Annotated in this window: 16 protein-coding genes; 12 read left to right on the top strand and 4 right to left on the bottom strand. The window is 34.7% G+C overall.

Features of this window, described 5'->3' with window-relative positions; genetic code table 11:
- Positions 1 to 319: 319 nt before the first annotated feature.
- Together GX311_07760 and GX311_07755 are read right to left on the bottom strand one after the other, a co-directional pair.
- Complete coding sequence (locus GX311_07760) at positions 320 to 922, bottom strand: hypothetical protein (GenBank protein NLK16275.1); 603 nt, start codon at positions 920 to 922, stop codon at positions 320 to 322.
- 21 nt (positions 923 to 943) lie between these two features.
- A complete protein-coding gene (locus GX311_07755) occupies positions 944 to 1,717 on the bottom strand; it encodes a PorT family protein (protein NLK16274.1) in 774 nt (257 codons plus the stop codon).
- A gap of 238 nt (positions 1,718 to 1,955) precedes the next feature.
- Here GX311_07755 and GX311_07750 point away from each other — a divergent pair, with 238 nt between their 5' ends.
- The 8 genes from GX311_07750 to GX311_07715 all read left to right on the top strand — a co-directional run bounded on the left by GX311_07750 (position 1,956) and on the right by GX311_07715 (position 12,009).
- Entirely contained in the window at positions 1,956 to 3,032 is a 1,077-nt protein-coding gene (locus GX311_07750; protein NLK16273.1) for a tetratricopeptide repeat protein, read from the top strand.
- 14 nt (positions 3,033 to 3,046) lie between these two features.
- Positions 3,047 to 5,149: an OmpA family protein gene (locus tag GX311_07745; GenBank protein ID NLK16272.1), complete on the top strand. Its 2,103-nt coding sequence runs from the start codon at positions 3,047 to 3,049 to the stop codon at positions 5,147 to 5,149.
- 115 nt (positions 5,150 to 5,264) lie between these two features.
- Positions 5,265 to 6,950, top strand: a complete 1,686-nt coding sequence (locus GX311_07740) for a hypothetical protein (protein NLK16271.1) — start codon at positions 5,265 to 5,267, stop codon at positions 6,948 to 6,950.
- Between the two features lie 13 nt (positions 6,951 to 6,963).
- Entirely contained in the window at positions 6,964 to 8,421 is a 1,458-nt protein-coding gene (locus tag GX311_07735; GenBank protein NLK16270.1) for a hypothetical protein, read from the top strand.
- 249 nt (positions 8,422 to 8,670) lie between these two features.
- A complete protein-coding gene (locus GX311_07730; protein ID NLK16269.1) occupies positions 8,671 to 9,201 on the top strand; it encodes a hypothetical protein in 531 nt (176 codons plus the stop codon).
- Between the two features lie 5 nt (positions 9,202 to 9,206).
- Entirely contained in the window at positions 9,207 to 10,118 is a 912-nt protein-coding gene (locus tag GX311_07725) for a glutaminase (protein NLK16268.1), read from the top strand.
- A 188-nt stretch (positions 10,119 to 10,306) separates the two neighbouring features.
- Positions 10,307 to 10,537, top strand: a complete 231-nt coding sequence (locus tag GX311_07720) for a hypothetical protein (GenBank protein NLK16267.1) — start codon at positions 10,307 to 10,309, stop codon at positions 10,535 to 10,537.
- Positions 10,538 to 10,638: 101 nt separating this feature from the next.
- Positions 10,639 to 12,009: an NAD-dependent succinate-semialdehyde dehydrogenase gene (locus GX311_07715; protein ID NLK16266.1), complete on the top strand. Its 1,371-nt coding sequence runs from the start codon at positions 10,639 to 10,641 to the stop codon at positions 12,007 to 12,009.
- A gap of 84 nt (positions 12,010 to 12,093) precedes the next feature.
- Here GX311_07715 and GX311_07710 read toward each other — a convergent pair whose 3' ends face one another.
- Together GX311_07710 and GX311_07705 are read right to left on the bottom strand one after the other, a co-directional pair.
- Positions 12,094 to 12,315, bottom strand: a complete 222-nt coding sequence (locus GX311_07710; protein NLK16265.1) for a DUF2795 domain-containing protein — start codon at positions 12,313 to 12,315, stop codon at positions 12,094 to 12,096.
- Positions 12,316 to 12,380: 65 nt separating this feature from the next.
- Entirely contained in the window at positions 12,381 to 12,926 is a 546-nt protein-coding gene (locus GX311_07705) for a cob(I)yrinic acid a,c-diamide adenosyltransferase (GenBank protein ID NLK16264.1), read from the bottom strand.
- Positions 12,927 to 13,240: 314 nt separating this feature from the next.
- Between GX311_07705 and GX311_07700 the strand changes: the two genes are divergently transcribed.
- The 4 genes from GX311_07700 to GX311_07685 all read left to right on the top strand — a co-directional run bounded on the left by GX311_07700 (position 13,241) and on the right by GX311_07685 (position 21,495).
- Complete coding sequence (locus GX311_07700) at positions 13,241 to 13,873, top strand: hypothetical protein (protein ID NLK16263.1); 633 nt, start codon at positions 13,241 to 13,243, stop codon at positions 13,871 to 13,873.
- 132 nt (positions 13,874 to 14,005) lie between these two features.
- On the top strand, positions 14,006 to 14,566 hold the full coding sequence (locus tag GX311_07695) for a TIGR00730 family Rossman fold protein (GenBank protein NLK16262.1): 561 nt from the start codon (positions 14,006 to 14,008) through the stop codon (positions 14,564 to 14,566).
- 243 nt (positions 14,567 to 14,809) lie between these two features.
- Positions 14,810 to 16,849, top strand: a complete 2,040-nt coding sequence (locus tag GX311_07690) for a M6 family metalloprotease domain-containing protein (protein ID NLK16261.1) — start codon at positions 14,810 to 14,812, stop codon at positions 16,847 to 16,849.
- A 251-nt stretch (positions 16,850 to 17,100) separates the two neighbouring features.
- Entirely contained in the window at positions 17,101 to 21,495 is a 4,395-nt protein-coding gene (locus tag GX311_07685; GenBank protein ID NLK16260.1) for a T9SS type A sorting domain-containing protein, read from the top strand.
- Positions 21,496 to 21,571: the final 76 nt, after the last annotated feature.

Here is a 21,571-nt window from a genome sequence, read left to right as displayed (position 1 = left end):
TAAAAATTCTTGTAGTTTTCATGATTATTATAATTTTTAATTTAACGTCACATCAAATTTCCACATTAGTTCATAAACTATGTGTTTTACAATATCTACAAAGGTAACAAAATCTTTTAACAGATGAAATAATGACGTATCGCAAAAAAGGCAATTATAATATTAAGGTAGAAATATTTTTTAAATTTGGCGCATAATACATAAAAGATACTATAATGCAATATGCTTATAATATCTTTATTTTCAACTCATTGGCTGTTTTGTGTCTAATGAGTTGTTATGTTTTACCTTGCACCTATTACCTGTTTTATTATCTTCACTAATTATTGAATTTGAAGAAATTATCATATCCAATGCCTAAGTCAAACCGACCGTTAGCAAATGCTGTTGGTTCGTTGTTTAGGACCGTCCTAAACTTAAAGGTGCCGGAAAGTATCGATTTCATAAATTCTTTATCAACCATGAGTTTTTGAAATTTCTTAAAATGAATTTCACCGTCAAGAATGTCGAGATGGTACGTTGTGTCGCCATTTGTAAAATAGGTCTCTACGTTTTCTCCGCTCAGGTTTATACGTACATCGTTCAACACTGAAAGCTCATCATGATTGTTTGGGGAATAACCTTTAATACTAAATTTTAGAGAGGTTTGTTTGCCATTAAATGTACCATTTAAGTTAAAATGTAGTGTGTCGGACTTTACAATGACCTTTACAGGCGTTATGTATTCACGAGAGACAAAAGGCTTTCTGTCAATATAAACCCCGAAAGTGTTGTAACCCCATTCGGAGTATATTGGAAGTTCGGGATAGAGCGAATCTTCGATAAAAACGCTTTGGTTAAGTTCAAAATCCTTTTCATTATAGCATCCAAAAAGGAGAAAAGATAAGATTACGATTAATGTAAGATGAATATATGTTTTCATACGTTTGTAGTTATTAATGTTTTATTCTTTTGATTCTTTGTTTATTAACGGAATACTAAGTGATAGTTGTATGCCAGTAAGAAAGTCAACTTTAATAATAGATGAGTGCTTCTTGGTTAAAATCCTTTTTACAGTAGGCATATCTGCACTTAAAGTAACACCATTAGTAAATTTATAACCCATGCCAATGCCCACGTATGTTGTAACCAAAAGCTTATTAGGAGAAAATGGTACTATATTAAGTACGTCGGCTTCGTATTGTTGCATCTCGGCTTGAAAAAACTCGGCACTTCTTTTTGAGTGGACATTCACTCCAAAGTCTAACCCTAATCTGCCGTAGAAGTTAAAACCTTGAAAGCGCAAAGGTGTATATTTTACCTCAATAGGGATAGATAGGTAGCCAGCTGTTTCTTCGATATTCTTTAAGCGAAATAAGTTTGTTTCGTATTCAGCGTTTTGATTAGAGCGAACATAGAAAAAGCCGTTTTCATATTCACCTAAAAAACAGTTTCTCATATAAGTGTACTGTAGTCCAGTATAAAGACTAAGCTTGTCGGAAAATCTAAACTCTGGCTTAATGCTCAAGTATTTTATTAATGATTTACTTGTCAGATAATCACTTTCGTAACTAGAATGGCTGTCGAAAGTTTGCCGTATGTCCCAAAGGTTTTCTTTCGTTCCATCAATGGCTCCAACGCCAAGTCCATCAACAGATAGATGAATAGAACAGTTTCTTTGTGCGTAAGAACTCACCCCTACGCTCAAAACCAAAAATGATAAAAGAATTTTCTTCATAAAAAACAGATTTATATAATTACAAAATTATATAATTTTTCGTTACAACAATAAGCAAAAATTGTTTTATTCCTATGACAAAAGTATATTTAAAACGCAACATCTAAGGAAAAAACTCATTTTTAATAAATGATGTTGCATTTTGACGCCTCAAATCTACCATTCATCAATTTTACGCTTACTTTAATGTATAAATACATTATATTTGCATTACAAACCATTTAACATATCAATCAAAATGAGATTAAAAATCACGTTTTTATTAATTTCAACATTTTTTGTCGGTATAAGGCTCTTTAGTCAAGAGTTTGATAATCAGATTTTTGACGATCCTACATTAGTCGCTGCCGAGAACCAAGAAGCCGAATTGGCTTATAATCTTGGTGTAACGCAGTTTGGCAATGGAGAGTACGAAAAGGCTCTCGAAAGCTTTGGAAAATCGATATCTTATGATGGAAATTTTGCAAAAGCATATTTAAATCGTGGGAGTACATATATGCAGTTAAAAGATTATGGAAATGCAGTTGCCGATTTCTCTAAAGCTATTGAAATTACAAATACTCTTGGGGTAGCATATTTTAACAGGGCTAGGTCATATGAACAGCTAAATAATCAGGATTCAGCATATTCAGATTATACAAGTGCTATAAACAATAAGTTTGAAGATTATAGGGCTTATTATTACAGAGGTGTAATAGAGTTTCTTAGAAAGAATTATGACGCAGCTGTAGCTGATTTTACTTTAAGTATTAATCGTAAAGAAGATTTTGCTTATGCATGGAACGATAGAGCAAGCGCAAAGCGCATGTTAGAAAACTATTTGGGGGCTATTGAAGATTACAACAAAGCCATTGCTCTTGATCCCCATTTAGCATTAGCTTATAGTAATCTTGGAAGTGCAAAGCGTCGTCAGGGCGATAATCAAGGTGCACTTGAAGAGTACAACTTGGCAATAAAAATGGATTCGACTCTTCCACTTGTGTGGAATAATAGAGGTTGTGCCCGATTTAACTTAGCCGATTACGAAGGTGCAGTTGAAGATTTTGAGCATGTAATTGAACTTCGAGACGATTATCCATTTGCGTACAATAACTTGGGAACATCTCTGATCAAATTAGAAAGATATAATGAAGCAATTGTTGCCCTGTCAAAAGCCATTGAGTTAAATCCTGATTATGGAGAAGCGTATTTAAACCGCGGCAATGCACGCGAAATGATACGTGATGTTAGAGGAGCATGTCTTGATTGGAAACAGGCAATTAACTTAGGACAAATTCAAGCGAAAAGCTTCGTGATTTTTTGTGAAACCGAATAAATTTTTCCACAGTTATGACAAATTTGTACAGAAATATAATATTCATAATAACTATAGTATTGTCATTTGCCTTGTCGCAAGATGCTGTAGCACAGAAAGTTAAATTAAAAATTAATTCAGCAGATTTCGAAGTCCCTGCCAATTATAAACAGGCTAAGAAAAATGCAAAGAAAGGACTGAAACACTATAAAAAAGGCAAAGTAGGCGATTACCGTGAAGCAGCAAAATATTTTAATGCTGCCTATGAATTTGATCCGAACAACGCAGCCTTAAATTATTATTTAGGGAGTAGTTATTTGGCCTCAACCAATAAAAAGAGATGTCTGCAACATTTTGAGATTGCACATAAGCAAAATCCCAATATTGCAAAAGACATTTTATTTAAACTGGCAAGGGGATATCATTTGAACTATAAGTTTGAGAAAGCCCGCGAATATTACTTAAAATACAGGGCTACATTGGATACAAAGGAACTACTACGACTAACACCGGTAATCCAAAAATACGTGCAAGAAACAGAGTATGGAGAAAAATATGTTAAAGAGCCTCAGCGAGTTTTCATTGATAATATTGGTGATAATGTAAATACAGCGTTTTCAGAGTATTCGCCAGTTGTCTCAATTGATGGCAGGACTCTTTATTTTACATCACAACGACCTATTGTGGGTAAGAAAAAAACACCGAAATATAAGTCAACACAAAATTATTACGAGAAGATATACAAAACCACAAAAGAAAAAGGAGTTTGGACCGAGCCTGAACAGCTTCCTAAGCCCGTTAATTCGAAAGCAAATAATGCTGTAGTAGGAATATCTCCGAGTGGTCAAGAATTAATCTTGTTTGACGGCAAAGACAGAAATGGAGATTTATCTATAACAAAAACAAAAAGCAAAGCAAGATGGAGTAAGCCATCTAAGCGCTCGTTTGGGAAAATAAATTCAAAACACAGAGAAACATCTGCATCGATGCATTTTGATGGTAAAACAATGTGGCTTACATCTAACAACCCTGAAACTTCAAAAGGTGGTAGTGATATTTACGAATCACGCAGAACTGATATCAAAAAAAATTGGGGGAAACCATTGAATCTCGGGAATCTAGTTAATTCCCCCTATGATGAAGAAGCAGTTTTTATAAGCCCCGATGGACAAACTCTTTATTTTAGTTCGAATGGGCATACATCAATGGGAGGTTTTGATATTTTTAAGTGCGAAATTGAACGAGATGGAACATGGGGAGTTCCGCAGAATCTTGGTCATCCCATAAATACGCCCGATGATGATATGTTTTTCTCAATAACTGCGAATCAACGTTTTGGTTATTATGCTTCACAAGGTCAGGATAGTAGTAATGGCGATTGGGATATTTATATGATTACCTTCTTAGGACCTGAAAAGCCGTTAATTCAGAATTCAGAGGATATGTTGTTAGCTTCATTAGCCAACCCAATAACTGAAACTGTAATTGAAAAAACAGTTGAAATTAAAACAATTCGTCTTACAATTGTAAAAGGCGTTATTAGCGACTCATTCACAGAACGTCCTATTGGAGCAACTATTGAGGTTGTCGACAACGAGAAAAACGAAATAGTACAAACCGTAGAGGGGAATCCAGAAACAGGCGAATATATGATTACTCTGCCTTCGGGAAGGAACTATGCTATGATGGTTAAGGCAACTGATTATTTGCACCATTCGGAAAACTTTAATATACCAGCTGCTACTAATTATCAGGAAATTACAAAAAACATAATGTTAAATAAATTAGAAGCTGGTTCGAAAGTAGTTTTAAATAATATTTTCTTTGAATTTGGAAAAACAGTTTTACATCCAAGCTCATATCCTGAATTAGAGAGGGTAGTGGTTATGATGAACACATATAAATCCTTGGTGATTGAGATATCGGGACATACAGACAATATAGGTTCAGAAGCAAGCAATATTAGAATATCAGAAGGACGTGCAAAAGCTGTTGTCGATTATCTGATAAATCAAGGAATCCCAACATCGAGACTTACATACAAAGGATATGGATTTAATGAACCTATTGCTCCAAACACAACAGAGGAAGGACGTCAGTTAAATAGGCGTGTTGAATTTAAAATCTTGAAAAAATAATAAAACAGAATAAAATATTACTATGAAACAAAACATGCAGACAAAATTTGAAAAACGTTGCAAACTATCATGTTAGTTCCATAATATAATCTTTAACTGGTAAAATTATAAAGATATGAACAGTATAGTAAAAAAAATAATAGTGCCTGTAATGATGGTCATGCTAGTTGTTTTCCCCTCATGTATAGGCGATAACTTTGAACTTGACAAGTTGTCAACAAAAGTACAACTACAATCCAGTTGGATTTTTCCTATTGCATATGGCTCAATGACAGTAGAAGACATTGCGAAAATAGCCGACTCTGTTGCTGACAATCATTTGGTGCCGAATGACTCTAATTTGGTTATTATACGGCTTCAGGACACAATGATGTCGCAAACGGCTGAAGATCTAATAACTCTAATGAATCAGACTTTTACTATGCAGTTTAATAAGACTGATTATGATAGTGCAGGAGGTTTTGCCCCTACCACTGTTGTAATGACAAAACACGAAACGGAATATCCATTTGGAGTTGTTTTAGGTCAATTATTAGACAGTATGGTTTTTGATAGTAATAAACTTCGTATAAGAGTAAACTCTAATATGCCTAACAGAGGACAACTAATCATGACATTTCCCGAATTAAGAAAGAACGGCAATTCATATGTTAGGATGATTTATATCGAACCACAAGGCAACTCATACAGTTATGATCATACATTTACCGATTTAGAGGGATATGTTTTAGATTTGACTAAAGCACATAGTGGAGTTAACTCACTGTTTATTAATTACACCCTTGCCTTAAGAAATGAAGGCTCACAGCCTTTTAATCCGGAACATAAAATTGACATACAGATTGATTTTAATGACAATGAATATAGTTGGCTTTTTGGATATGTAGGTCCATTTGAAAATGAATTAGGACCATCAAAAATAGATCTCGGTTTTACAAACGAAATTACATCAGGAGCCTTTTATGTAGAAGCGCCAGTAATTCGTTTTATTATTTCCAATTCCTTTGGAATACCCACTAAATATGGATTCGATTATGTCAATGTACATAATAAAAGATTAGGTAGAGTAGATCCCCTTACAGGTAATGTGCCATTTTTCGACGTAAACCCAGAGTATTTAGTACTACCGGTGAATTCATACCCATATTCTTTAGTGGAATCCACTGATACGGTAGAGGTTTTCGGAGAGCTAACCAATCTTCCTCAACTTTTATATGATTTGCCAAGTAGTATAGAATATGTTGCAAAAATTAATTTGAATCCCACAGAATCAGGAACACAGCGCAACTTTATGAGTAAAAATAGTAAAATCTCTGTTGTGTCGCAGCTCGACGTACCTTTCTGGGGAAGAACACCTAATATATGTTTTGTCGATACAGTCGATTTTGATACTGGTTCAGACACAACTATTTTTAATTATTTTAAAAAAATTCAAGTTACACTTGATATTACAAATGGTTTTCCTCATGATATCAGACTTCAAGGAATACTTACCGATGTAAATTATACCTATAAAGACTCAATTTTCGGAACCCCTGAGGAACAAGTAATAATAGAGTCAGGTATAGTTATGAATGGTGTAGTTACTGGTAAAACTAAAAAAACAACAGTTATTGAGGTTACTAAAGATAGATTTGATAAGTGGAAAGGTTCTAAATATATGATACTTAGAGCATTTTACAACACCACGTTACCTTCATCAAATACGCAACCCCAAGAGAGTGTTTTGTATTATCGTCACTATGGTGTAGATGTCAAAGTTACGGCTAAAGCTGAAGTAGAAATCGAAGAGCATTTATAAAAAAGTAATGGAAATGAGTAAATACAAAATAAAAATATTAGGAAATGTCTTTTTATTGATTTTTTTCTTTGTGGCTTTACAGGTTAAAGCGCAAGAAAATATGGGAATGTATTATTTGCACAGCGTTCCTAATAGTGTAAGACTAAATCCATCTTCAACTCTCACCTACAATGGATATTTTGGAGGAGTAATAATACCTGTTTCGGGTCAAATTTTACCACCGCTAAATATTGGCTTAAGTATAAATAGTTTTTGTTATAGTGATATTATTTACAAACCGGGAGGAGCATTTGGAGACTCTTTAGCCACCGTCTTTCACGATGTTAGCAAATCGCGTGCTTTTGCCGATGGACTTAGACCAATTGTTAGAATGGATTTCCATACATATATTGACCTGCTCCATTTTGGTTTCAGAACAAAAGATATTTTTTGGCATTTTTCCTTGGTTGAAAAAGTTGAAGCAGGAGTATCGTTCCCACGCGATTTGCTTAGGTTAGCCGTTTATGGTAATGATAATTTTCCAGATCCTTATATAGATTTAAGTGGATTCGGAGCTAAAGCACTACACTACCGAGAAATAGGGTTTGGAGCAGCTTATGAGCACAGTACTGTTCTCTCGTACGGAGCAAAAGCTAAAGTATTGTTCGGAATGGGAAATTTACAGTTTGATAAATCGAAACTAGAATGGAGAACCAATCCAGAGACAGGAGACTTTATTTTTAATGCAGATTTCAATATCAATGCGTCTCAACCAATATTTGAAATTCTTGATTTTCGTTACGACTCGGAAGGAGATTCAGTGGTTTTTAAAACAAAAGAAAAAGAATTTGACCCGGTTAGCTATATTACCAATATGAAAAATGGTGGAGTAGCAATAGATTTAGGTGCGACTTACAGTCCTGTTAGCAATTTGAAGCTACATGCAAGCATCATAGACCTCGGTTTTATAAGATGGAAAGATAACGTTACAAACCTCAGAGCAAAAGGTGAGTTTGATTTCATAGGTGTTTGTTTGAATGATCTTATCACTGATACCACTAATAATATGGGAAGTATGTATATAGACAGTTTATTTAAAACATTTGATATCAAACCGTCACATCAGTCATATAAGACCATCATTCCATTAAAAATGTATTTAGGCACAAGTTATCAGCTCACGGATATTATAAGTTTTGGAGCTCTTTATCATGGTCGTTTATGGAATAAAGAATTTAATTCGTCAGTTACCTTATCTGCAAATCTTAATAATAGAGGATTTGGAGCTGTAGTATCATACACGCTAATGAAAAACAGTTATAAAAATGTAGGCTTAGGTGTTGCTTTGAGATTGGGAGGCTGGCAAACTTTTTTAATAACAGACAATTTGCTTGATGCAGTTTTTCCGCAAAATGGTCAAAGAATATCATTCCGATTCGGAACAAACTGGATACTGGGAAGACAGAAAAAACATACATCATTGATTAAGTAGCATTATGTAACATTACTACTTTGAAGTTTTATTTAAACATCAAAGTAGTTATACTTTTATATCAGATTATTATGAAAAAGCAATACTTATATTGCAAACAGATAAAAATAGTTTTATAGTTCACAATCATTACTACATATTTACAGGTGAAATTTTACAACAATTAAAGCATAATTACGTTGAGAGTAAACAAATTAATTTTTTTAAAACAACACAAAATCCCATTAAGTAATCTAACTAATATAAGTAATGAGAAAAATATTTTTAATTACCCTTGTTCTAGGAATTCATATACAATTGTACTCGCAAGTTCCACAAGGAACCATTGATAATAAGCGCGGAAATACACTGCTTAATTTTGGATTAGGAGCATCGAATATAGGTGTCCCGTTTTATTTGCAAGGAGAGCATTTTATCTATAGAGAGCTTACCATGGGAGCTGAAACGAGACTGCTCATTAATCGAGAAGTTTATGTAGGAAGCAAATATCTTCACACAATGATTTCTCTTGGATGTTTTAGTAACTACTATTTCGATAAACTTCTCGAATTGCCCGTGTGTATGGATTTATACGCGGGAGCTTCAGCCGGATATATGCTTCTTACACAGACTAAATCGTACTCAAATGTGTCATACACTGGTAATAGAGGTAGTGGATTATACTTAGGATTGCACGTTGGTAGTAGATATTATTTTAGCAATCAATGGGCTGCTCAATTGGAGTTAGATGTGGGGATCATGTTTTCAGGTTTAAAAATAGGAGCAACATATAGATTTTAAATACGGTGAATTATCAACATTTAATAGAAAAGATTTATCAAGAGGTTAAACCTTCAATAGGTAAAGGGAAAGTAGCCAACTATATCCCTGCACTAGAGCGTGTTGATGTAAATTCGTTTGGTTTTGCAATGAGAACCAAATCGGGAGAAGAATATTTCGTAGGGGAAGCTTTAAAACCATTTAGTACACAAAGTATAAGCAAACTATTAACGTTAGTACTTTGCCTAAATAATGACGATTCTGTTTTAGAAAACAAAGTGGGTCTAGAGCCATCTGGAAGCGCATTCAATTCACTTGTTCAGCTTGAATATGAAAACGGGGTACCCCGAAATCCATTTATCAACGCAGGAGCATTAGTTATAACAGATATTTTATTATCACAATATACAAATCCCGAAGATGAAATTTTGTTCTTTGCTCGAGAATTAGCTCAAAATCATGGGATTAACTACAATATCGAAGTACGAAATTCTGAGAAAGAAACAGGATTTAGAAATGCTGCCCTTGTTAACTTTATGAAAAGCTACGGCAATATTCACAATGACGTAGAGCGTGTACTTGATTGTTATTTTACGCAATGCTCATTAGAAATGAGTTGCTTGGATCTGGTTAGAGCTTTTAGTTTTCTTGCAAATAACGGAACACACTCAAATGGTCAGCATATTTTATCTTATAGACAAAATAAAAAAGTAAATTCATTGCTTTTAACTTGTGGCACATACGATGCTGTTGGAAAATTTGCATACAGAGTTGGATTGCCAGCAAAAAGTGGAGTAGGTGGTGGGATAATTGCAGTTATCCCCAATGAAATGACTTTGGCTGTGTGGTCACCGGGTCTAGATAAGTCGGGAAATTCAGTTGTGGGATCACTTTTTTTAGAACTATTTACAACATACACAGGCAAAAGCATTTTTTAGTCTTTTGTTTGATTATCAATGCGATATAAAAATTTGAAATGCTGGTTGTAAAAAAGATGGCAAAAAATGTTGCAAAAATTATTTCTTTTCAAATATAGTTGCTACTTTAGCTTTGTGAAAGCATCTACAATAGATGTAAAGTTTAATTATTAACCAATAAAACAATTATTGTCAACACATCCTGATCGATGAAAAAGGCAAAGAATGAACCATTTAAGAATCACTCAAAATTGAATGATGATTTTGAACGTGAAGGAAAGGGGCGGAGATCGGCAGCTCCGCAGAAACAAAAAAAGCCGCTCTCGATTTATGATAACTTCGATGAAGATGAAGAAATTGATGAGTATCTTTTAGACGAAGAAGATGATGAGGATTCCGATAGTATTTGGGATTACATGGACGACGATGATGAATTGTAAAATCGAGTAAAAAAAAATAATAAAGATGGGCTTCACTCGAAGAGACCCATCTTTTTTTTAATATGTGGTAGCAATATTAATTAACTTATAATCTTGATAAAATGAGAACCATAGAGAGTAAAAATCCCTATACAGGAGAGATAATTGCAGAATATAATTTGTACGATAATAGTCGTATTGACAAAATATTGCAAGCTTCTGCAAAACTTCAAAATCATTGGTCTCAAATATCAATGGACAGAAAAAGTGATCTATTCCTGTCTTTGGCAAGCCTTCTTAGAAAAAGGAGACATGAACTCGCAACCCTTATTACAAGAGAAATGGGTAAGGTCTTAGTTGAATCGGAAGCAGAGGTAGAGAAATGCGCTTTTGTTTGCGAATATTATGCAAAAAATGCGAAAGATTTTTTATCCCCAATCAATATCAAAACAGATTACGCAAAGTCATATGTAGTTTATAATCCTTTAGGAGTTATTTTAGCTATTATGCCGTGGAACTTTCCATTTTGGCAGGTTTTTAGGGCAGCTGCTCCTATTCTTATGGCTGGGAATACAATAGTTTTGAAACATGCTAGCAACGTAAGCGGTTGTGCATTAGCTATCGAGAAACTATTTGTTGAGGCAGGATTCGAAGAGAATATTTTATCCACTATTTTGATTAGAGGGGAAGAGACATCGAGTTTAATTGAAGATAAAAGAATTTCAGCTGTAACTCTCACTGGCAGCACAGAAGCAGGAATTGCTGTTGCAAATACAGCAGGCAGAAATTTAAAAAAGGCAGTACTTGAACTAGGAGGAAGTGACCCATACATTATTCTGGCTGATGCTGATTTGAATAGCACAGTTGAAAAATGTGTAACAGGACGACTTATAAATGCAGGACAAAGTTGTATTGGAGCAAAACGATTTATTGTTGTGAACGAAGTTTATGATCAATTTATTACAACTTTTGCAGAAAAAATGAGTAAAGCTAAAACGGGTAATCCTTTAGATAAAGAGACAACTTATGGTCCATTGGCAAAAATAGAATTTTGTCGTGAGCTTAGCTCTCAGGTAAAAAAATCTATTTCAATGGGGGCTGAAATTTTGGTAGGCGAAAAAGCATTCGATAATGACATGCCCCTTTATATGCCCACCGTCTTAACCAATGTTAAACCAGGAATGCCAGCTTACCACGATGAGCTGTTTGGTCCGGTAGCTTCAGTTATTCGAGTAAAAGATGAAAAGGAAGCTATTTTTGTCGCAAACGATACGATGTTTGGATTAGGAGCAGCGATATTTACCCAGGACATTCAAAAAGGTACTTATATTGCTCAAAACCACTTAAAATCAGGATGTTGTTTTGTAAATGATTTTGTTAAATCTGATCCGCGTTTACCCTTTGGAGGCATTAAAAATAGCGGATATGGACGTGAATTATCGTTGTGGGGAATAAGGGAATTTACTAATTTAAAAACAGTAGTTGTAAAGTAAATATATAGTATGCGAAAATCGGAAAGTAACAACGAATAGGATAAAAAAAACCGTCACTTTTTGTGACGGTTTTTTTATTTAATTTTAATACTCATCTTCGTTAAAAAAGAAATCTTCTTTACTGGGGTAGTCGGGCCAAATATCTTCAATGCTTTCATAAATCTCGCCCTCTTCTTCAATTTCCTGAAGATTCTCTACCACCTCCATAGGTGCTCCCGAGCGAATGGCATAATCAATAAGCTCGTCTCTTGTGGCGGGCCATGGTGCGTCTTCCAATTTTGATGCCAACTCTAAAGTCCAATACATAACGATTGTTGTTTTTTAATGTTAGTAAAAGTGGCGCAAAAATATAAAATTATTTCAATTTTATATCATGGTTTCCAAACAATTTCTTTACCCTTAAAATCCATACTAAATTTTCTTGACAGAACAAATAAATAATCAGATAGTCGGTTTAGGTATTTGATAACCATTTCACAACCGCCAAACTGTTCATGAACTTGCAGAACCAAGCGTTCAGCTCGTCTGCAAATACAACGTGCAACATGGGTGTGCGACACTGCCAAATTGCCTCCAGGTAGAACAAAAGATGATAATTGAGGTAAAGTAGCATCTATGGCGTCCATCTCTTTTTCTAGGAACTCTACGTGAGAGTTGTTTATTTCAGGCACTTTAAAATTAATATTTTCACCCTCAATTGATAAAATAGATGCAACTGATACCAAACGGTTTTGTATCTCTATTAATGATTCAATTGTATGCTTGTCCACCTTGGGCATATCACGCACAACACCAATATATGAGCTTAACTCATCTATTGTTCCATAGCTCTCTATTCTTATATGATACTTGGGAACACGCTGTCCGCTAAGCAATGCAGTTGTTCCATTATCTCCTGTTCGGGTATATATCTTCATAATCTTTTTGATTTTATTTCGATTAAAATATTGAGTTTAGCTAAATGCGAAAGTAAGCAATATTTTGGTTATTGACCTTAATTGATCAAAAATTTAAAATTATGCTGTTAATCTCAGAAAATATACGATTTACATAAATTTGTAATATCATGGAAGCATAGTCCGAAAACCTTTATATAAGGCAGATTATAACTATGTTGAAAAATTTTTTTATTATTGTATAGCAATTTGTTAACAAATTGTTATCTTTGCATTGTTGTCGTAGCTAAGGTGCGGACAATAGGATTAATCACTAATTTAAACAATAGGCTATTATGAAAAAAATTTTTAGTTTGATGGCTGTTGCAGTCTTTATGTTTGCTTGTGGCGGACCACAACAAAAGACAGAAACAGTAGAAGTTGACGCGTTAAGTATTAGTGCGTTGATGGAAAATGTAGATCAATACGTTGGAGATACTGTGACCGTTCAGGGTACAGTTGGACACGTATGTCGTCACGGTGGCGACAAAATGTTTTTGGTTTGCACAGAGACAGATCAAAAATTAAAAGTAGAATTATCAGGAGACTTAACATCGTTTACTCCCGAAATGGAAGGCTTAACTTATACAGTTACAGGCGTTCTTGAAGGGATTAAAATTGATGAAGAGTATTTGGCAAAATGGGAAGAAGAACTTGCCAGCCAAGAACATGAAGGCGATGCTGAAGGACACGATGATACTCCAAGTGGAGAAAAAGCCGACATGGGAGAACACAAAGGTAGTTGCGAACAAATTAAAACCTACCGCGAACAAATTGCTGCTTCAGAGGTTGGATACATCATGTTTTACGCTTTAAAAGCTTTTAAAATTGAACAAGTTGTAGCTGAAGTGGTAGAAGCAGAACCAGCAGAGGAAGCAGAACCAGCAGAAGAAACTGCGCCTGTGGAAGAAGAACCAGCAGTAGAATAGGTTTAAGCAAAAAGAAAAATAATTTTTTATAAGTGTAATAGCTTAATAAAATTATTTAAAAAGCAAGTAAACAAATTAGCAGTGAACATGGTTATCCGTTAATCATGTTCACTGTTTTTTTAGTAAACTATTATGGCAAACGATATCAAAAAAATTTGTGTTTTCTGTGGTTCTAATGTTGGCAATAAGCAAGAGTATACAAGCACAGCAATAATCCTCGGTCGACTGCTAGCTAAAAATAATGTAGAATTGATTTATGGAGGTTCTAAAGTAGGTTTAATGCATCAATTAGCAAAAAGCGTAAAACAACATGGTGGGAAAATAGTGGGAATAATCCCATGCTTTATGCACGAAAAGGGTTTGACAGATAGCATTGTTGACGAAATCATTATTGTGGAAACCATGTCAGAACGCAAAGAAAAAATGATACAACTTGCTGATGCATTTATAGCTTTACCGGGAGGTTTTGGAACTCTTGACGAAATACTCGATGTTATTGTAACATCTCAAATTGGTTTGCATACTAAACCAGTAGGAATAGCTAATATCAATGGCTTCTACGAACTTTTTATCAGATTTATCGAACAAATGATTGAAGAGGGCTTTTTAAATCAAGCTCACAAAAACACATTTATAGTCTCTGAAAAAATAGAGGATTTATTTGACAAAATACGCACATATAAAGTTAATTAACACTTAACCGTAGTGATACTTTTGTGATTTTTCAAAATAACTCACGTTAAACTAGACCAATTAAAATTATTTTTGGAGTAGTATTGTTCGGGCAAATCAAATAATTATTCTAAATTTGTGAAAACGTTAACTGCTTTTTTTAACGTTTTGTTTAATTATTAAACTACAAATTTGTCAAACAATAACGTGATTGTAAAATCTACGCAAGTTTCGTATGATTTTAAATCAAAAAACTATAAAATCATGAACAAATTTTATTTATCTATTGTTGCTACTCTTCTTACATACAGTTTATTAGCAGCACCTTTTCAAAAATTACCATATACTATTAAACAGCCAAATGGTACTCTTATAGAGTGCTTTATGTCGGGCGATGAATTTTTTAATTGGGTCCATGATAATGACGGATATCCAATTATTAAAGGTTCAGACAACTATTACTACTATGCTGTATTATCAGGTGAAACCTTTGTGGCTTCGCAGTTTATTGTTGGAGAACATTTGCCCAATAGTGTTGGAATTGTAAAAATGCAGGATATTAATAAAAGCATTTTTATGAATACAGGCAAGAATGCAAGAAAAAATTTAGAAATACCGGAAAAACCAGTATTAAATCCATCTAGAGACCAACGCAATACGTTGCATACAGGTACGATCAATAATATTGTGATATATATCAGATTTGCAGGGGAGAGTGATATTCAGACACCACGTCAGGTGTATGATAATAGGTTAAATTTACCCACAGGTAATTCTCTCAAAGCATATTACCGTGAGGTGTCATATGATCAGTTGACAATCAATAGCACACATTATCCTCCGGTTAGTGACCCTGAAACTCAAAATTTTTCATATCAAGACTCACATCCAAGGAGTTACTTTGAACCTTACCATGCAACTGATAATCCGGGAGGATACGATGGTCATAGTCAAAGAGCACAGCGCGAACAACAGTTGTTGGTTGATGCCGTTAATTGGATTAATGCAAACCACCCAATACCATCAGACTTAAATATTGACGCAGATAATGATGGATACGTCGATAATGTTTGTTTTATGATTAACGGAGATTGTGGCGAGTGGAATGATTTGTTGTGGGCGCATAGGTGGGCGTTATATTTGTACACTGTGTATATTAATGGCAAAAGAGTTTATGATTTTACTTTTCAGCCAGAAAACCAAGTTAGCGTTAGGACATTATGCCATGAAATGTTTCACGTTTTGGGAGCACCCGATTTATACCATTATTATAATGGAACTGACTTAAGACCAGTAGGGAAGTGGGATATTATGCAGAGTGGAGGTGGCCATATGCTTACCTATATGAAGTGGAAATATGCTCAGCAAAACTGGATTACTAATATACCCGAAATAACCGTGTCGGGACAATACACACTATATCCAAGCACTCAACAAACAAATAGCTGTTTTCGAATAGCATCTCATATGAACAATCAGTTTTTTATGGTGGAGTACCGTAAATATTCAGGTGAGTTTGAGTCACAGCTGCCAGGTCAAGGACTGATTGTATATAGAATTAATACCAATTTTGATGGTAATGCTGATTATGATGGGGAATATATATTTGACGAGGTTTATGTTTATCGACCCGGTGGTACAACTACAACAAATGGAATTGTTGATGCAGCTGCATATTCAGCCAACAGTGGACATACCGCAATAAATGATAACACAGATCCTTCTAGCTTCCTTACTGATGGTTCTGCAGGAGGCTTGAACATATATAATGTGACTGGAATAGGAGATTCTATATCTTTTAATGTAAGTTTTGGAACTGTTCCATTATTTGAATTAGTTGTTGACCCCAAACCTACGGAAGGAGGAAACCCAACTGGTGCAGGTACGTATGAATCCGGGACTGTTGTTGAGTTACAAGCAAATCCCAATCAAGGCTGGAGGTTTATTGCATGGACAGAAAAATCGAACGTTTTTTTAAGTTCCAACCCTTCTTATAGCTATACAATGGGATTTAAGAATGATACAATAAATGCTATTTATGCAGAAGATACTCACGTTGATGATATTGAAAATCAGTTTGTTATTTATCCAAACCCAGCAAACAATTCACTTTATATTAGTACACTAACAGATATTCGACAAGCTGTTATTTATGATATATCAGGAGTGGTTTTAATGAACATTACATCAGAAGAAGCTTTGAGACAAATAGATATATCGTCTTTAAAATCAGGAGTATATTTGATAGAAGTGTACGATAGCAATAAAATGAAAAAAACAATAAACAAGTTTATTAAGTTGTAACTTATTTTAGAATTAATGAAAAGCTACTTGAAAAAAGTAGCTTTTTTTGTATTTTTAGGGTTCAAGATTAAATTTATTCTTATCACTTAGTGATGTGAATTTTATGATAACCAAAATAAAACAATAACCAAATCTTAATGATATCGTAACTAACTTTTTTGTAAATTTTCTTAATTTCGTTACTTACATAAAAAAGGTGGTTTAACTAAATTGTTGATTAATATAAACCGTAAACTGAAAAATATTAACATATGAAAATCAAATCTTTAATAAAAACGTTAATGACCTTCATAACGCTCGCTGCAACAGCAAGTTTGGGATTAGGTCAGGTGGGTTTGTCAAGCACAAGCTACAATGAAACATTTATTCGATCTTCCGACACAATTGTTGAATGGACTTTTCCTGTCAGCGGACTTGACAGAAAAGCCAGCGGTGGCATAGCAGTTAACTTAGATAGAGAGATTTCGCGAGAACCAGAGTTTACAGGTAATTATTCTGATATTACAGGCGACGGGACACGAGCTGTTAATTCCAGTAGGTGGGAAGATGGTGCAGATAGTAAATATTGGATTATTGATTTTGCAACAACGGGGTATGAGAACATCACGCTTTCTTCAAAACAACGAGGTTCAAATACAGGTCCACGTGATTTTAAAGTTCAGGTGAAGTTAGATGGTACAGAGTGGATAGATGTTGCAGGCTCAGAAATTGTTGTTGCTGCTACCAGTTTTGCAAGTGGTACATTGTCAGATATTGCTTTGCCTGAAATTTGTAATAATCAAGGGAAAGTCTATTTGCGTTGGATAATGACAAACGACACTGCAATCAATAGTTCAATTGTTGGTACCTCAGGAACAAACCGTATTGACAATATCTTTATTAAAGGATATAGTGTGTCAACAAGTGTACAACACAGTTTGACTTTATCGTCATTAGGCAATGGAACTACTATTCCAACGTCGGGAATATACGTATATAATCAAGGTACAAATATCTCTATTCAAGCAGTTCCAGATTCAGGTTGGACGTTCACAGGCTGGTCAGGCGATATTACTTCAACTGATAATCCTCTTGCTGTTACTATGAATATTGGAAGAGCAATCACAGCGCAATTTACAGAGTTAATAGTCTATCACACAGTGAATTTTAGTGTGGTGGGAGGTAACGGCAATTTAACAGCAACCGTTAATGAAGTAGGAATAACTACTGGAGATACAGTTTCTGGTGGCAACAATATTGTTTTTACTGCTATTCCAGATATGGGATATCGTGTAAAAGAGTGGACACACAATTCAGCTGTGGTTGAAAATAATACTACAAATACATATACGTTAGAAAACATTTCGTCAGATGCAGCTGTGACTGTTGAGTTTGAGCCTATTCCAATAATAACATATACAGTTAATTTTAGTGTAGTTGGTAGCAATGGTTCACTATCTGCAACAGTTGACAGCTTAAATATAAGTTCTGGTAGTGAAGTAGAACCTAGCAAAGATGTCGTTTTTATTGCTTATCCTAACACAGGCTATCGTGTAAAAGAGTGGAAAAACAATGATGTTGTAGTTGCTGGAAACACAACAAACACTTATACAGTAGAGAATTTATCGAACGATATAAATGTTACTGTTGAGTTTGAATTGTCTCCGGAATATACATTAACAATTAATATTGTAGGAAACGGTTCTGTAACAGTTAACGGAGCAGAATATACCATACCCATGTCATTTAGTGAGGGAAGTGAAGTCGTTTTATCAGCAGTATCAATTGCTCCTTGGACATTTGAGGGTTGGACAGGCGGATTGGTTTCTACAAATAGTAACGAAACAGTAACAATAAACTCAGATATAACAATCACTGCAACATTTACTCAACTGCCCGAAACAATTGTTGAGTGGACCTTTCCTGATTCTGTTGAAAGTAGGCTAGCAAGTGGTGGTATAGCCGTTAACTTAGATAGAGAGATTTCACGAGAGCCGGATTTTACAGGTACCTATTCGTATATTGCAGGAGACGGAACAAAAGCTATAAACACCAATCAATGGGATAATGGAGCAAATAGTAAATATTGGATTATCGACTTTGCTACAACAGGATATGAAAATATTACACTATCTTCTAAACAGCGGGGTTCTAACACAGGTCCACGCGATTTTAAAGTTCAAGTAAAATTAGATGGTACAGAGTGGATTGATGTTGTCGGTTCAGAAATTGTTGTTTCTTCCACCAGTTTTACAAGTGGTACATTGTCAGATATTGCTTTGCCTGAAATATGCAACAACCAAGGTAAAGTTTATTTGCGTTGGATAATTACAAGCGACACTTCAATCAATGGTTTAATTGTTGGCACCTCAGGAACAAACCGTATTGACAATATCTTTATTAAAGGAGATAATATGTCAACAAGTGTACAACACAGTTTGACTTTAACGGCAATAGGCGAAGGAACAACTTCCCCAGCATCAGGCACATATGCTTATAACACTGGTACAAATATCTCTGTTCAAGCAGTGCCAAATTCAGGCTGGACATTTACAGGCTGGTCAGGCGATGTTGTTTCAACAGATAATCCTGTTGCTGTAATTATGGATGCAGATAAAACAATCACGGCACAATTTACAGAAGCTACAGGCCAATACTCTGTAAACTTCAGTGTTATAGGAGGTAACGGCAATTTATCAGCAACTGTTAGTGGAACTGAAATATTCAGTGGTAATACTGTTTCTTATAACAACGACGTTGTCTTTACTGCTTCACCAGATTCAGGCTATAAAGTCAAAGAGTGGAAAAATAACGGAACTATAGTTTTAGGAAACACAACAAACACCTATACAGTAGAGAATTTATCAGAAAATATAAATGTTACCGTTGAATTTGAGCAGATTACAGGAACAGAACACACCCTAACAATCAATATTGTAGGGGAGGGCTCTGTAACAGTTAATGGTGCAGAATATACCGCACCAATGTTATTTAACGAAGGAAGTGAAGTTGCTTTATCTGCAGTATCTGGTGTTTCGTGGTTATTTGATGGTTGGACAGGCGGATTAGTTTCTACAAATAGTAACGAAACAGTAACGATAAATTCAGATATCACAATCACAGCAACATTTATCCAACTGCCCGAAACAATTGTTGAGTGGACCTTTCCTGATTCTGTTGAAAATAGATTAGCAAGTGGTGGTATAGCCGTTAATTTAGATAGGGAGATCTCACGAGAGCCAGAGTTTACGGGTACTTATTCTTATATTACAGGCGATGGTACAAAAGCTATTAATACCTCTCAATGGCACAACGGTGCCGATGGCAAATATTGGATTATTGATTTTGCAACAACAGGATATGAAAATATCACACTTTCCTCGAAACAACGGGGTTCTAATACAGGTCCACGCGATTTTAAAGTTCAGGTTAAATTAGATGGTACAGAGTGGATTGATGTTGCAGGCTCAGAAATCGGTGTTGCTTCTACCAATTTTACAAGTGGAGCATTGTCAGATATCGCTTTGCCTGAAATATGCAATAATCAAGGTAAAGTATATTTACGTTGGATAATGACAAGCGACACTTCAATCAATGGATCAATTGTTGGCACATCAGGAACAAACCGTATTGATAATATTTTTGTAAAAGGCGTAGTGTCAGCTGAAACACACTATTCTGTTACTTTGACTAAAAATGGGTTAGGACAAATTGTTCCCGATGAAGGAGTCTATTCTTATAACAGCGGAACTTCTATAACTTTGCAAGCTATTCCCGACGAAGGTCAAGTTTTCGAAGGTTGGACAGGTGATATTGCTTCAAGCAATACTACTGAAATACTTTTAGTTAATGATAATAAAGTAGTTACAGCAAACTTCCGTCCATTTGCTTCAGCAACAATAAATCCAACATCAGGTGAAGTCTTCAGCGAAGAGACAGAATATTTATCAACAGTTATTACTTGGAATGATGCTAATGAAGTAACATCAATAACAGCTTTCAATAATACTTTAACAGAAGGAGAAGACTACACAATAACCGATAACGATGGCAATACAGCGACGTTGACATTTAACGTGTTTGGAATTATTACAATTAAAGAAATAACAGAATCAGAGGAGATATTATGCGAAATATTTTTCGACCAAGGTGCAAGTAGCATATACACTATTTATAACCATTATGCACCACATTTTTACGTAACATTTAATATCACCTCTGGAGGAGCACCGGTATATAATGCAAAAATAAGTATTAACGATGAAGTGTTATACACCGATGAAACAGGTCAAAACGAATTGTTATTGGCAAACGGAACTTATCCTTATTTAGTTGAAAAAGAGGGTTATGAAGTTTATACGGGCACTCTTATTGTTGAAAATGAAGATCAAGTTGTCGCTGTTAATCTGATAAACGGTATTTTCGATCAAGCATCAAGTACAATTCGTTGTTATCCTAACCCTGTTTTTGACATGTTAACCATTGAGCGTGAGAGTTTTAGTAAAGTAAAACTCGAAATTTACTCTATCGAAGGCTCATTGATTATGACGCAATATTTTGCATCCGACAAACTGTTGTTGAATCTTGAAGGTTTAAAAGGTGGGGTTTACATAATAAGATTAACTGATATCATAAAATCTCAAACAGTAAGAATAATAAAACAATAGCGTATCAGTATTAATGCTACAATCGAAACTGTCTATGTTTTAGGCAGTTTCGATTTTTATGTTAATAATATTTTTA

This window comes from Bacteroidales bacterium (assembly GCA_012519055.1).
Lineage (GTDB): Bacteria > Bacteroidota > Bacteroidia > Bacteroidales > Salinivirgaceae > JAAYQU01.
Note: the sequence above shows the minus strand (reverse complement) of the source record. Positions and strands in the feature narration are given on the sequence as shown.